This is a genomic window from uncultured Ruegeria sp. (genome assembly GCF_947500045.1).
Classification (GTDB): domain Bacteria; phylum Pseudomonadota; class Alphaproteobacteria; order Rhodobacterales; family Rhodobacteraceae; genus Ruegeria.
This window is the reverse complement of the sequence record NZ_CANMQQ010000005.1, coordinates 122914-135820: the sequence shown is the minus strand read 5'-3', so window position 1 is coordinate 135820 and position 12907 is coordinate 122914. Positions and strand designations below refer to the sequence as shown.

The following is a 12907-nucleotide window of genomic DNA, read 5'->3' as shown; positions in this document are numbered from 1 at the left end:
AGGTTAATGATACCGATGCGGCGGATCATCGGGTCGTAGTACCGAAATGATCTGATCGCGTTCCTGCGGCGCGCGATGGCACCCCGAAATCAAATTGGAGGAGACCATGAGAGCATTCCCTTCCGTCTTCGTTGTGATGGTCCCCGTCACCGACACCCCGCCGACCATGCTAAATCAGATCGGCTTCGGCGCCGCAGATGCAAGCGTCGGTTCTACGATGCGTTTCAGCTGAATGTCACAGTACCTGACCACACGCGAACTGGCGGACCTGCTGCGCATTGGGGAGCGGAAAGCCTATGATCTGGCCTCATCCGGCGAGATACCCTGCGTGCGGGCCATGGGTAAGCTGCTGTTTCCCAAGACTGAAGTCGTTGCGTGGCTCAACGCCTCGCGATCTGGTCCACAAGTGGCCGAGCCGCCCCTGCCCCCCATCGTTGCCGGTAGCCATGATCCGCTGTTGGATTGGGCCCTGCGGGAAAGCGGATCGGGGCTGGCCACATACTATGATGGATCGTTTGATGGGTTGAAGCGACTGTCCGACCGCACTGCGCAGGCCGCTGCGCTGCATATCCATGAACCCGACGGTTTTAACACTCAGTCCATGCGGGACGGAATGGGGAACGCCCCGGTTATCCTCTACCAGATTGCCCATCGCCGACGCGGGCTGCTGCTGGCGCCCAGGGTGTCCGATATATCCGGGTTTCCGGATTTAAAGGCCCGCCGCGTTATCTTGCGTCAGGACAGCGCCGCGAGCCAACGCTTGTTCGACACGGAACTCGCCCGACACGGGCTTGGCCGTGAGGATCTGAATCCCCTGCCCGTCTGCGCCCGCACCGAGGAAGAATTGGCCAATGCCCTGCGCGATGGGAAGGCCGAGATCGGCTTTGGCCTCGGAGCGCTTGCGCGTTCTTACGGCTTGACCTTCGTCCAAACACATTCTGAACGTCTGGACCTGGCCATCTGGCGTCGCGCATTCTTCGATCCGCCCATGCAGACCCTGACCCAGTTCCTGCAATCCGAGCGTTTCAGCGAACGGGCTGCAGAACTGGGTGGGTATGATCTTACCAATCTGGGTCAAATCCATCACAACGGTGCCAGTGGCTGAAGCACATTACCTTTTTCCATGGCCCTAAACCGAAGGCTAAATCTAGTTCGCGTTTGGGAAAAACAGCTGTTGGCCATCCAACATATATGATTCAATCGCAGCCTGCCCATCTGGACCGATCAGCCAGTCTATGAACCTCTGCCCGGCGGCGGCGCGTACGCCCGAGTGCTTCTCGGGGTTAACGAGGGTCACACCGTATTGGTTAAACAAACGCGGGTCACCTTCGACCAGAATCTCCTGATCACCCCGGTTCCCGAACGAGAGCCATGTGGCACGATCCGTCAAAACATAGGCTCCCATGCCACTGGCCACATTCAGCGCCGCCCCCATGCCTGCGCCTGCTTCGCGATACCAGGTGCCCGATGCTGCGGTCGGGTCGATACCTGCGGCACCCCAATGGCGCATCTCTGCCTTGTGCGTGCCACTGTCATCCCCGCGCGAAACAAAAGGCAACTTAGCCTCGGCCACAGCCGCCAGCGCGGCTATGATGTCGTCACTTCCAGCGATCCCTGCCGGATCGGACTTCGGCCCCACGAGCACAAAGTCATTGTACATGACATCAAACCTCTGGACGCCCCAGCCATCAGCCACGAACTGCTCTTCGGCGGGTTTGGAGTGGACAAGCAGCACGTCGCCATCGCCGTTGACCGCATTCCGGATTGCTTGCCCCGTACCAACTGCCACAACACGCACGTCGATGCCGGTCTCGGCCTCAAACCCCGGCAGGATGTAATCCAGTAAGCCCGAATTTTGGGTCGAGGTCGTGGATTGCACAATGATGAACGGCTCTTCCGCCCAACCGGCGCTTGCGGTCAACCCAAGCGCAACTAGTGATGCCCGAAGGAAATCAGGGATCATTCGATATCTCCATCTCAGATAATCAAGTGACCAGACCGCCATCCAGATACCGGCGTGACTCGTCGCTTTTTGGGGATTCCAGAACCTGCCTTGCCAACCCCTGTTCCACCACATGCCCCGCCTGCATCATCACGATTTCCGTCGCCAAGCGTCGCGCCTGTCCGATGTCATGGGTCACCATCACGATACGTACACCTTGTGCCGAAGCGCGTAGAACCATCCGTTCTATCATCTGCGTCGCACTGGGGTCCAATGCGCTGGTGGGCTCATCCAGAAACAAAGTCTCTGGATCCAGGGCCAAAGCGCGTAAGATTGCCAATCGTTGCGCCTCACCGCCCGAAAGCGATCGCGCGGGCTGACGTGCCTTGCCATCCAGCCCGCCCTCGGCCAGCAGATCGTCTATACGCGGCTTACGTTGCACGCGGGGCATGGATTTCCGCTTTAACACAAAGTCCAGATTGGCCGCGACCGAGCGGCGCAGCAATACGGGGCGTTGAAACACCATCGCCTGCCGCGCCTTGTGGCAGCCATTCAGAAGGACCCCATTTTGGCAAACGCGCCCCCGGTCCGGCTGAATCAGGCCATGAAGGCAGCGCAGCAGCAGGCTTTTGCCTGCCCCGTTTGGTCCAAGGATCAATGTTGGGCCGGGGCCATCCAAACAAAGATGCGGAACGTCAAGCAGCACCTTGCCTTCGTGTGCGATACTCAGGCCGCGGACTTCCAGTGTGGCCGGCGCTTCGGTCACGACATCACGCATGACGCACCCCCTCCCGCTCGGCCCTTAGGGTCAAAACACTGACCATCGCGTTCACAGCCACCGCCAAACCAACCAGGATCACCCCCAAGGCCAGCGCCAGCGCCAGATTGCCTTTTGACGTCTCAAGCGCGATCGTGGTCGTCATCACCCGCGTCACGTGATTAATATTGCCGCCGACAATGATCACCGCCCCCACCTCGGCGATTGCCCGGCCAAATCCGGCCAGCAATGCAGTGACCAGCGCCAAGCGCGCATCCCACAATAACACCGGAACCGAGGCCAGCCGGGACACCCCAAGCGAGCGGAGCTGCTCGGAATACTCCTCGGCCAGCATCTCAACCACCTGCCGGGTAAGCGCAGCCATGATCGGCGTCACCAACACCACCTGCGCAATGATCATGGCAGTCGGGGTATAAAGTAGTTCCAGTATGCCCAAAGGTCCGGATCGCGACAACATCAGGTAAACCAGCAAACCGGCCACAACAGGCGGAAACCCCATCAGAGCATTCACCAGGATAATCAACGCGCGCCGCCCCGGAAACCGCGCCACGGCCAAAGCGGCCCCGAGTGGCATCCCGATCAAGGCCGAAATCAGAACAGCAAAGACTGAAACTCGCATCGACAACAGCACAATCGCCCACAGCTCCGAATCCCCTTCGAGGATCAGAGAGAGGGCTTGGGTGAATTCTGATGCAAATTCTTGCATTCTCTACCGTTTCAGCACCATTTCCTGACGAAGTGCCATAAATTACAGGGAAATACTAATCTTTCTGGTCAGCAATTACAGGCACAAACTCGTCACGCGCAATAAGAAACGCGGCCCCCAAAGGGGCCGCGTCTGATTGATCCTCATTTTGCTATGCTTAGTTTAACGCAGCGTCTGTGATCTGGTGTGTCCATGCACCGTCCGGCTTTTTGGTGATAACCGGATCAGACCCACCTGCCAGCAAGGTTCCAACCGTACGGTCGAAATCGGCCGGATCCAGCGCTCCGTTCGAACCCGCGGTCAGCTTGGCAATCTCGCCCATCATACGCTTTTGGTGCTCTTCGGTCTGGGCACCGGTCGCATCGTTCTCTAACACGATCTCAGCGGCTTCATCCGGATTCTCCTCGGCGTATTTCCAGCCTTTCATCGACGCGCGTACGAACCGTTCCATCTTGTCGGTGAATGCGGCATCGCTCAGGTTTTCCTCAAGCACATACAGGCCGTCTTCAAGCGTGGCGACGCCCTGATCTTCGTATTTGAAGGTCACCAGTTCTTCGGGTGCAACACCTGCATCAATGACCTGCCAGTATTCATTGTAGGTCATGGTGCTGATACAATCCGCCTGACGTTGCAGCAGCGGATCGACGTTAAAGCCCTGTTTTAGAACCTCGACACCACTTTCGCTTTTGCCATCGGTGTTGATCCCCAGTTGGCTCATCCAGCTCATGAATGGAAACTCGTTGCCAAAAAACCAGACACCCAGCGTACGGTTCTTCAGGTCCTCGGGTGCGGCAATTCCGGCATCCTTCCAGCAGGTCAGCATCATGCCCGAGCTTTTGAAAGGCTGCGCGATGTTTACCAGAGGCAGCCCCTTTTCGCGCGCGGCGAGTGCGGCCGGCATCCATTCCACCGTCACATCGGCACCACCACCTGCGATCACCTGTGTCGGAGCGATATCGGGACCACCGGGAAGGATGGTAACGTCCAGCCCCTCTTCATCGTAGAACCCTTTGTCTTTGGCCACATAATAGCCCGCGAACTGCGCCTGCGTGACCCACTTCAGTTGCAGCGTCACCTCATCCGCAGCAAGTGCTGCGCTGGCTGCCATGCTGAAGGCGGCAACCGCCCCGCTGAGTAGCTTATTCATCGTCATATCTCCTAGTTGCTTATGTTTGCCCCGTTTATGGGGTCTGTTGAATTCTTATCCTCTCTGCGACGGATGCCAGAAAGTCACCGCCTTTTCTATCATCGCCACAAGACCATAGAAGGCAGTCCCTGCCAGCGCGGCCACCACGATCTCGGCCCACACCATATCAAGTGACAATTGACCGACGCTGGTTGATATCCGAAAGCCCATGCCCAAGGTGGGTGAGCCGAAGAACTCGGCCACGATAGCGCCGATCAGCGCCAGAGTGGTAGATATCTTTAAGCCATTGAAAATGAAAGGCATAGCCGCAGGCAGACGCAGCTTCAGGAAGCTTTGCCAATAAGTGGCGGCATAGGTCTCCATTAGATCGCGCTGCATGGCGGTTGCTTCGCGCAGCCCCGCCACCGTGTTCACCAGCATCGGAAAGAACACCATCACCACGACCACGGCGGCCTTAGAGTGCCAGTCAAAGCCGAACCACATCACCAGAATGGGGGCCGTGCCCACGATGGGAAGCGCCGCGACAAAATTCCCAACGGGCAAAAGCCCCAGACGCAGGAAATCCCATCGATCCACCGCTATCGCCATCAAAAGGGCTGAACCACAACCAATGATATAGCCGCTCAAAGCGCCTTTGATGATCGTTTGCACAAAGTCCGCCCAGAGCGTTGGCAAACTGTCCCAGAAACGATCCCAAATGACAGAGGGTGCGGGCAGGATGACCAGTGGTACCTCGAGGCCGCGCACCACCAGTTCCCAGATGCCTATGATCGTTAGTCCAAAGACTACGGGTGCCAGAAACCGGACCATGCGTGTGTCGGCATACGGTCCGCTTGCCAGACGGCTGTTCAACCACCAGCCCAACAGCCAGACACCGAGTGCACCAAGAACAGGTATCATTGCGCCATTCCCATCCGTTTCAGGACCGACCGTTCGATCAAACCAAGCAATCCGACCAAGCACGCCGCGAGAATGGCCGCTGCAAACAGCGCCGACCAAATCTGTACGGTCTGCCCATAGTAGCTGCCCGCAAGCAAGCGCGCACCCAGTCCGGCAACGGCACCAGTTGGCAACTCCCCGACGATGGCCCCCACCAGCGATGCGGCCACCCCAATTTTTAGCGATGTGAACAGATACGGCATTGAGGCCGGAAGACGCAGTTTCCAGAACCCCTGCGACCGGTTCGCATTGTAGGTCCGCAGCAAATCCAACTGCATGGCATCCGGACTGCGCAGTCCCTTCACCATGCCAACGACCACAGGGAAAAAGCTGAGGTAGGCCGAAATGATCGCCTTCGGCAAAATCCCCTGAACACCGACCGAATAGAGCACGACAATGATCATCGGGGCCAGCGCGATAATGGGAATGGTCTGACTGACAATCGCCCAAGGCATCACTGAAAGATCCATCACCCGGCTATGCACGATCCCAACCGCCAGCAGGATGCCCAAGCCAGTCCCGATGACAAAACCCAACATCGTTGCACTTAACGTCACCCAACCATGGTAGATCAAAGAGCGTTTTGAGGTGATTTTCTTCTGTACCGTGGTCTGCCACATTTCAATTGCGACCTGATGCGGTGCAGGCAAACGCGGGCGATCCTGTTCCCATGTGGCGGGTATGGCGAAACTGTTGTTCAAAGCCAGGCCAATCTCGCTCAAGTCCCGGCGATCCTTGGCCGAAGGTGGCTGAACCTCGGCCCCGGCACGCTCCTGCTCGGTCAGAACACCCTTGATATTCATGGGGATACAGGCCGCATACCAGACAATCACAATCGCAGCGATGACGGTTAGGACGGCAACGATCTGCTTCATGCGTGCCACTCCATCCGAATGACCGGAACCGTTTCGGGCGGTACGGGCGGTTCCGTTCCCGCCTCTACAAACCCCTCGCGCTTATAAAACTGCTGCGCGCGTACGTTCGGAACATGTGTCGTCAACCAAAGATGATCGCGCCCTTCCTTCGCCTTATCCAACAGTTTCTTGCCGACGCCCTGACCGGTGCGGAGACAATAAAGCGCACCGATTTTATGCTCGACCGGGTCAACCGACATATAGCAATCCACCGGATTTCCAGCGACCCAGATGTCGCGATTCGGGAACGCCTCGCGGATCAAATCAGCCAGCGTTTCCTCGGGCAGTTCCTCGGGCATCCAATCCGTTTGCGCAGCCCAGGTCGCAATTATACGCGCGCAGTCCCCTACATCGTCGGGCGATGCTGGTCTGATGTCACCAGCCCCCATCACACATCATCCCCATGACCGGCCCGCAACCCCTCACGCACGCGGTGCGCGACTTCGATAAACTCGGGGCTATCTCGGATATCCAAAGGCCGTTCTTTCGGCAAAGGGCTGTCGATCACATCCGTAATCCGGCCGGGTCGAGGGCTCATCACAACGATCTTGGTACTGAGATAAACCGCCTCGGGGATTGAGTGTGTCACAAAGCCGATGGTCTTCTCTGTCCGTGCCCACAACGCCAACAGCTGTTCGTTCAAATGGTCGCGCACAATCTCATCAAGCGCCCCGAACGGTTCATCCATCAGCAAAATATCAGCATCAAACGCCAAGGCCCGCGCGATGCTGGCCCGTTGCTGCATACCACCGGAGAGCTGCCAAGGAAATTTCCCACCAAATCCAGCAAGGTCAACAAGTTCCAAGACTTTATTGACACGTTCAGCTTGCTCAGCAGCAGAGAACCCCATGATCTCAAGCGGCAGCTTGATATTCTTGGCAATCGTCCGCCATGGATAAAGACCTGCGGCCTGAAAGACATACCCATAGGCCCGCTTTCGCCGTGCCTCGTCCGGGGTCATTCCGTTCACGGTTAACGATCCGCCGGTCGGTTTTTCCAGCGCCGCGATGCAGCGCAAGAACGTGGTCTTGCCGCAGCCGGATGGCCCGATGAAGCTGACAAACTCGCCCTTATCTATGGTCAAGTTTACATCCTTGAGCGCATGAACCGGACCGTCATTCGTTTGAAAGGTAAGATCCAGCTGCCTTGCCTCGATAACGGGCTGAGTCGTATTTTCTATTTTCATTCCATCGCCTTGAAGTAACTCAAACCCTGATCACCATGACGGTGACACATGACCTTAAACACCCGTTGCCGGTATACCCGTCCGCTCAACCGGTCGAGGCGCTGTTAGCTCTTTCCATGTACTCAAGGCCTTGTTCACATGGGTATTAGCCTCACGCGCCACGAACTTCCCGTGCCCTTCCTGTGTCTGGATCTCGCCATCATACACAGCCACGTTGCCACGGGTCAGCGTGAAACGTGGCAGCCCGCGCACCTCTTTGCCCTCGAAAACATTGTAGTCGATCGACGACTGTTGCGTCTCCGCCGAGATCACCTTGGCCTTGTCTGGATCCCAAACCACCAGATCCGCATCCGCGCCCACCAAAATTGCACCTTTTTTCGGATAACAATTCAATATCTTGGCGATATTTGTTGAAGTAACCGCCACGAACTCGTTCGGTGTCAATCGCCCAGTGTTTACCCCATGGGTCCAAAGCATCGGCATCCGATCCTCCAACCCTCCTGTCCCGTTCGGGATCTTGGTAAAGTCGCCTACGCCATAGCGTTTCTGCTCGGTCGTGAACGCACAATGATCCGTGGCCACGACGCTCAGCGATCCCGATTGCAGACCATTCCACAAGCTGTCTTGATGCTGCTTGTTCCGGAACGGGGGGCTCATAACCCGTCGCGCTGCGTGCTCCCAATCGTGATGAAAGTATTCGCTCTCATCCAGAGTCAGGTGCTGGATCAGGGGTTCCCCCCAAACACGCTTGCCCTGCATCTTGGCGCGCCGAATGGCTTCATGCGCCTCTTCGCAGGACGTATGCACAACATACAGTGGCACACCCGCCATGTCGGCAATCATAATCGCCCGATTGGTCGCCTCACCCTCGACCTGCGGCGGACGGGAATAGGCATGCGCTTCGGGCCCGGTATTCCCCTCAGCAAGCAGCTTGGCACTCAGCTCCGCCACCACATCGCCGTTCTCGGCATGCACCATCGCGGTGCCGCCCAGTTCGGCCAAACGTTTGAACGAGGAAAACAATTCATCATCATTCACCATCAGCGCGCCTTTATAGGCCATGAAATGCTTGAACGTGTTGATACCGCGCGACTCAATGACAGTTTTGATGTCATCAAATACCTGTTCTCCCCACCACGTCACCGCCATGTGGAACGAATAATCACAATTCGCCCGCGTCGATTTGTTGTCCCAGCGCTTCAGCGCATCCAACAAGCTCTCTCCCGGATTGGGCAGCGCGAAATCCACAACCATCGTGGTTCCACCCGCCAACGCAGCCCGCGTACCGCTTTCGAAATCGTCGCTGGAGTACGTTCCCATGAACGGCATTTCTAAGTGCGTATGTGGATCAATCCCACCCGGCATGACATAACAACCGGTCGCATCCAATTCCTTGTCGCCGCGCAGGTCAGGCCCGATCTCAGCGATCACCCCATTCTCAACCTTCACATCTGCCTTATAGGTCAGATCAGCGGTAACAACGGTTCCGTTCTTGATCACAGTGCTCATTTTAAACTCCCTGATGCGGTCTGCGCCGCTCGCTTCATCTGGCTAAAAATACCTCGGGGGAGTCGCCCATCGGGCGACGGGGGCAGAGCCCCCTATTCCACGATCTCAGCCGTCTCAACGACCGCATGAAACAGAACGTCCGTCCCGGCTGCAGCCCAATCCTTGCTGATCTCTTCGGCCTCGTTATGGCTCAACCCATCAACACAGGGGCACATCACCATCGCGGTTGGTGCCACCCTGTTGATCCAGCAGGCATCATGCCCGGCACCCGAAATGATGTCCGTATGAGAATAGCCCAGACGCTCAGCCGCGTCGCGCACAGCCGCCACACACCCTTCGTCGAATGTCACCGGATCAAAACCGCCAACTTTTTCAAACTCGATCTCCAGCCCCATCTCATCGGCGACGTCCTTTGCCGCAACACGAAGGCGGTTCTCCATATCCGTGATCACGCCCAAATCAGGCGAGCGGAAATCGACCGTAAACACGGCCTTTCCCGGGATCACATTGCGCGAATTCGGAAAAACGTCGATATGCCCGGCGGCGCCAACAGCATGCGGCGCATGCGACCACGCGATCTCATCCACTTTCTCAAGAATACGTGCCATCGCCAAACCAGCGTTCTTGCGCATCGGCATCGGAGTCGACCCCGTATGCGCATCCTTGCCGGTCACAGTGATCTGTGTCCAGCTCAGCCCCTGGCCATGCGTAACAACACCGATATCTTTCCCTTCGGCCTCTAAGATCGGCCCTTGTTCAATATGAAGTTCAAAGAAGGCGTGCATCTTGCGCGCGCCCACTTCCTCATCGCCCTGCCAGCCGATACGCTTCAGTTCATCGCCGAATGTCTTCCCTTCTGCGTCCTCGCGATCATAGGCCCAATCCTGCGTATGCATCCCTGCAAACACACCCGAAGACAACATCGCAGGAGCGTATCGCGTACCCTCTTCATTGGTCCAGTTGGTCGCCACAACAGGGTGCTTGGTCTTGATTCCCAAATCGTTGAGGGTTCGGATGATCTCCAGCCCGCCTAGAACACCCAACACGCCGTCATATTTGCCGCCGGTGGGCTGCGTATCCAGATGCGATCCTACATAAACCGGCAAAGCCTGCGGGTCCGTGCCTTCACGATGGGCGAACATATTCCCCATCTGATCGACCCCCATCGAGCAGCCCGCATCTTCGCACCATTTCTGAAACAATGCGCGCCCTTCAGCATCTTCATCAGTCAGGGTTTGGCGGTTGTTCCCGCCTGCCACCCCAGGCCCGATCTTGGCCATCTCCATCAGGCTCTCCCATAGCCTGTCGCCATTGATCCTGAGATTCTGAGCCGGAGCTGCCATCTTGTTCTTCCCTGTTGCTTGCGATTTAGCTCGCTTTTGGTGTCTTGATTTGACCAACTGGTCAAACTCACGCTATCACGGGTTCAACATCAGTCAAGAAAATGCATGGCTTTGCTGAAAATTTCGACGTAACTGCCGTGTAGCAAACCAAAAACAGGCATAGGAAAACATGCCCAAAGACCGCGCGCCAACACGGATTCAGCGAAAAAACCGGGCAGCGATTCTCGAAGCTGCCCTGAATGTGTTCTCTGCCCACGGGTATCGTGGGGCAACCGTCGATCAGATCGCGGCCGAGGCCGGGTTGAGCAAGCCGAACCTGCTCTACTACTTCCCATCCAAAGAGGCGATTCACACGGCCCTTCTGACCGGCTTGCTTGAGGTCTGGCTGGCCCCTTTGCACGAGCTGAACGAAAACGGCGAACCGTTGGAAGAGATATTGTCTTACATCCGCCGCAAACTTGAGATGAGCCGCGATCTCCCTCGCGAAAGTCGCCTGTTCGCGAATGAACTTGTCCAGGGCGCGCCCCGTATTCACGATGCGCTGTCCAGCGACCTCAAGGCACTGGTCGATGAGAAGACCGTCATTCTCACCAGATGGATGGACCAAGGCAAGATTTCACGTGTTCATCCTTATCACTTGATTTTTTCTATCTGGGCCCTGACCCAGCACTATGCGGATTTCGACGTTCAGGTTCGTGCAATCTTGGGCGATGAGGACCCCTTTGAAGGGGCCGAACCGTTTGTCGAAACACTCTATCGGAAACTTCTGACCCTTTAAGCAAAGCTTAACCTTGTTGGGAAAGCTTTGCGTCATGATCATCAGCAGTCCCAACCCCGAGCGCTGGATTGCGCAACTCTTTTCTTCTCGAGCTGCACAAAAAGGTGCTGTCGTCCGCCGTTCGGTTGCATGGGTCGAACGCGAGGTCGGTCATGCCGCCTTCCAGATCGAAATCAAACGGCGCGGATATCATTTGATCCGCACCGCAAACCAATACATCGTCATTTGCCACAACGGTCCGATCGACATCCTGTTCTAAGAAAATTCGTCGAATTTTCTCATCCAAGATTTTTCGACGAAAAATCTCCGCCTATTCCGCCGCTTTCGCCATCGGGTTGTTGGGATGTGTTGTCCAATTGGCATATTGCGGCTCAACGGTTTTGCCGGTGCGCGGATCAATCTCTCCAACATCCATCTGCACCATCGAGATACAGCCATCGACCGGACAAACGTCCACGCAGAGATTACAGGCAACGCATTCTTCATCTATGACCTCGAACACCCGATCATCCGATATGGAAATAGCCTGATGACTGGTATCCTCGCACGCGGCAAAACACCGACCACATTTGATGCATTGATCCTGGTCGATCTTGGCCTTGGCGATATAGTTGAGGTTCAGATACTGCCAGTCGGTCACATTGGGAACTGCGCGGCCAATCACTTCGTCGATGCTGGTATAACCCTTCTCGTCCATCCATTCTGACAAGCCAGCGGTCAGTTCATCGATGATTTTGAAGCCGTAAGTCATCGCAGCAGTGCAAACCTGTACATTCCCACATCCCAACGAGATAAACTCGGCAGCATCGCGCCATGTGGTCACACCTCCGATGCCAGAAATTGACATGCCATGCGTGGCTTCCGCCCGCGCAATCTCGGAGACCATCGACAAGGCAATCGGCTTTACCGCCGGGCCGCAATAGCCGCCGTGGCTGCCTTTGCCATCAATCGACGGCTCGGGGCTGAACGTGTCCAGATTGACGCTGGTGATCGAATTGATCGTGTTGATCAGCGACACCGCATCTGCACCGCCGTTCCTTGCAGCCGCCGCCGGTTTTCTTACATCTGTGATATTCGGCGTCAGCTTCACGATAACCGGGCGGTCATAATACTGTTTGCACCACCGGGTCACCATCTCGATGTATTCAGGCACCTGCCCCACAGCTGAACCCATGCCGCGTTCGCTCATCCCGTGCGGGCAACCAAAATTCAATTCGATCCCATCCGCGCCGGTTTCAGCTACGCGCGGCAGGATGGCTTTCCACGCAGCCTCTTCACAAGGCACCATGATTGAAGCGATCAGAGCGCGATCCGGATAGTCGGCCTTCACGCGGGCCATTTCCTCAAGATTCACTTCAAGCGGTCGGTCGGTTATCAGTTCAATGTTGTTAAGGCCCAACAACCGCCGATCCGCACCGTAAATGGCACCATAGCGAGGTCCGTTCACATTCACGACCGGCGGTCCTTCGGCCCCTAGTGTTTTCCACACAACGCCGCCCCATCCGGCCTCGAACGCCCGACGGACATTGTATTCCTTATCAGTCGGCGGTGCCGAGGCCAGCCAGTATGGGTTCGGACTTGATATTCCCAGAAAGTTTGATTTTAAATCAGCCATTTATCCGGCCTCCCTGATGCAGTTCAGCATCTTCATCTTTTCACATATAC

At 56.6% G+C, this 12907-nt stretch carries 15 protein-coding genes; 4 read left to right on the top strand and 11 right to left on the bottom strand.

The window, feature by feature from the left end; all coding sequences use genetic code 11:
- Nucleotides 1–106 precede the first annotated feature (106 nt).
- Nucleotides 107–232 carry a hypothetical protein gene (locus tag Q1B46_RS10715; RefSeq protein ID WP_299947806.1) on the top strand — a complete coding sequence of 42 codons (126 nt, stop codon included), beginning with the start codon at nucleotides 107–109 and terminating at the stop codon, nucleotides 230–232.
- Entirely contained in the window at nucleotides 233–1105 is an 873-nt protein-coding gene (locus Q1B46_RS10710) for a helix-turn-helix transcriptional regulator (protein WP_299947804.1), read from the top strand.
- A 42-nt stretch (nucleotides 1106–1147) separates the two neighbouring features.
- On the opposite strand, the gene Q1B46_RS10705 is transcribed toward Q1B46_RS10710, so the two are convergent.
- From Q1B46_RS10705 to Q1B46_RS10660, 10 genes are all read right to left on the bottom strand, one after another.
- Nucleotides 1148–1963, bottom strand: a complete 816-nt coding sequence (locus Q1B46_RS10705) for a substrate-binding domain-containing protein (RefSeq protein ID WP_299947802.1) — start codon at nucleotides 1961–1963, stop codon at nucleotides 1148–1150.
- Nucleotides 1964–1985: 22 nt separating this feature from the next.
- Nucleotides 1986–2720, bottom strand: a complete 735-nt coding sequence (locus Q1B46_RS10700; RefSeq protein WP_299947800.1) for an ATP-binding cassette domain-containing protein — start codon at nucleotides 2718–2720, stop codon at nucleotides 1986–1988.
- Nucleotides 2713–3426 (bottom strand): ABC transporter permease, encoded by a 714-nt coding sequence (locus Q1B46_RS10695; protein WP_299947798.1) that lies wholly within the window; start codon nucleotides 3424–3426, stop codon nucleotides 2713–2715. The genes Q1B46_RS10700 and Q1B46_RS10695 overlap by 8 nt, the downstream gene beginning before the upstream one ends.
- A gap of 157 nt (nucleotides 3427–3583) precedes the next feature.
- Nucleotides 3584–4573, bottom strand: a complete 990-nt coding sequence (locus tag Q1B46_RS10690; protein WP_299663319.1) for an ABC transporter substrate-binding protein — start codon at nucleotides 4571–4573, stop codon at nucleotides 3584–3586.
- A gap of 54 nt (nucleotides 4574–4627) precedes the next feature.
- On the bottom strand, nucleotides 4628–5473 hold the full coding sequence (locus tag Q1B46_RS10685; protein ID WP_299947796.1) for an ABC transporter permease: 846 nt from the start codon (nucleotides 5471–5473) through the stop codon (nucleotides 4628–4630).
- Nucleotides 5470–6387, bottom strand: a complete 918-nt coding sequence (locus tag Q1B46_RS10680; protein WP_299947794.1) for an ABC transporter permease — start codon at nucleotides 6385–6387, stop codon at nucleotides 5470–5472. The genes Q1B46_RS10685 and Q1B46_RS10680 overlap by 4 nt, the downstream gene beginning before the upstream one ends.
- On the bottom strand, nucleotides 6384–6815 hold the full coding sequence (locus Q1B46_RS10675; RefSeq protein WP_299947792.1) for a GNAT family N-acetyltransferase: 432 nt from the start codon (nucleotides 6813–6815) through the stop codon (nucleotides 6384–6386). Before Q1B46_RS10675 ends, Q1B46_RS10680 begins: the two co-directional genes overlap by 4 nt.
- Nucleotides 6815–7612, bottom strand: a complete 798-nt coding sequence (locus Q1B46_RS10670; RefSeq protein WP_299947790.1) for an ABC transporter ATP-binding protein — start codon at nucleotides 7610–7612, stop codon at nucleotides 6815–6817. Before Q1B46_RS10670 ends, Q1B46_RS10675 begins: the two co-directional genes overlap by 1 nt.
- A 54-nt stretch (nucleotides 7613–7666) precedes the next feature.
- The gene (gene hydA, locus Q1B46_RS10665) at nucleotides 7667–9121 is read right to left on the bottom strand and encodes a dihydropyrimidinase (protein WP_299947788.1); all 1455 of its coding nucleotides are present in this window, start codon (nucleotides 9119–9121) and stop codon (nucleotides 7667–7669) included.
- Nucleotides 9122–9213: 92 nt separating this feature from the next.
- Nucleotides 9214–10464 (bottom strand): Zn-dependent hydrolase, encoded by a 1251-nt coding sequence (locus Q1B46_RS10660; protein WP_299947786.1) that lies wholly within the window; start codon nucleotides 10462–10464, stop codon nucleotides 9214–9216.
- A gap of 169 nt (nucleotides 10465–10633) precedes the next feature.
- Here Q1B46_RS10660 and Q1B46_RS10655 point away from each other — a divergent pair, with 169 nt between their 5' ends.
- The gene (locus Q1B46_RS10655; RefSeq protein ID WP_299947784.1) at nucleotides 10634–11242 is read left to right on the top strand and encodes a TetR family transcriptional regulator C-terminal domain-containing protein; all 609 of its coding nucleotides are present in this window, start codon (nucleotides 10634–10636) and stop codon (nucleotides 11240–11242) included.
- A 34-nt stretch (nucleotides 11243–11276) separates the two neighbouring features.
- Complete coding sequence (locus Q1B46_RS10650; protein WP_299947782.1) at nucleotides 11277–11501, top strand: N-(5'-phosphoribosyl)anthranilate isomerase; 225 nt, start codon at nucleotides 11277–11279, stop codon at nucleotides 11499–11501.
- Nucleotides 11502–11552: 51 nt separating this feature from the next.
- Here Q1B46_RS10650 and preA read toward each other — a convergent pair whose 3' ends face one another.
- Nucleotides 11553–12857, bottom strand: coding sequence for an NAD-dependent dihydropyrimidine dehydrogenase subunit PreA (gene preA, locus Q1B46_RS10645; protein WP_299947780.1), 1305 nt, complete (start codon nucleotides 12855–12857; stop codon nucleotides 11553–11555).
- Nucleotides 12858–12907: the final 50 nt, after the last annotated feature.

What these genes read in the sequence shown, in the direction of transcription:
- Q1B46_RS10715 (WP_299947806.1), top strand. Translation starts at nt 107, where the DNA reads ATGAGAGCATTCCCTTCCGTCTTCGTTGTGATGGTCCCCGTCACCGAC.
- Q1B46_RS10710 (WP_299947804.1), top strand. Translation starts at nt 233, where the DNA reads ATGTCACAGTACCTGACCACACGCGAACTGGCGGACCTGCTGCGCATT.
- Q1B46_RS10705 (WP_299947802.1), bottom strand. Translation starts at nt 1,963, where the DNA reads ATGATCCCTGATTTCCTTCGGGCATCACTAGTTGCGCTTGGGTTGACC.
- Q1B46_RS10700 (WP_299947800.1), bottom strand. Translation starts at nt 2,720, where the DNA reads ATGCGTGATGTCGTGACCGAAGCGCCGGCCACACTGGAAGTCCGCGGC.
- Q1B46_RS10695 (WP_299947798.1), bottom strand. Translation starts at nt 3,426, where the DNA reads ATGCAAGAATTTGCATCAGAATTCACCCAAGCCCTCTCTCTGATCCTC.
- Q1B46_RS10690 (WP_299663319.1), bottom strand. Translation starts at nt 4,573, where the DNA reads ATGAATAAGCTACTCAGCGGGGCGGTTGCCGCCTTCAGCATGGCAGCC.
- Q1B46_RS10685 (WP_299947796.1), bottom strand. Translation starts at nt 5,473, where the DNA reads ATGATACCTGTTCTTGGTGCACTCGGTGTCTGGCTGTTGGGCTGGTGG.
- Q1B46_RS10680 (WP_299947794.1), bottom strand. Translation starts at nt 6,387, where the DNA reads ATGAAGCAGATCGTTGCCGTCCTAACCGTCATCGCTGCGATTGTGATT.
- Q1B46_RS10675 (WP_299947792.1), bottom strand. Translation starts at nt 6,815, where the DNA reads ATGGGGGCTGGTGACATCAGACCAGCATCGCCCGACGATGTAGGGGAC.
- Q1B46_RS10670 (WP_299947790.1), bottom strand. Translation starts at nt 7,612, where the DNA reads ATGAAAATAGAAAATACGACTCAGCCCGTTATCGAGGCAAGGCAGCTG.
- hydA (WP_299947788.1), bottom strand. Translation starts at nt 9,121, where the DNA reads ATGAGCACTGTGATCAAGAACGGAACCGTTGTTACCGCTGATCTGACC.
- Q1B46_RS10660 (WP_299947786.1), bottom strand. Translation starts at nt 10,464, where the DNA reads ATGGCAGCTCCGGCTCAGAATCTCAGGATCAATGGCGACAGGCTATGG.
- Q1B46_RS10655 (WP_299947784.1), top strand. Translation starts at nt 10,634, where the DNA reads ATGCCCAAAGACCGCGCGCCAACACGGATTCAGCGAAAAAACCGGGCA.
- Q1B46_RS10650 (WP_299947782.1), top strand. Translation starts at nt 11,277, where the DNA reads ATGATCATCAGCAGTCCCAACCCCGAGCGCTGGATTGCGCAACTCTTT.
- preA (WP_299947780.1), bottom strand. Translation starts at nt 12,857, where the DNA reads ATGGCTGATTTAAAATCAAACTTTCTGGGAATATCAAGTCCGAACCCA.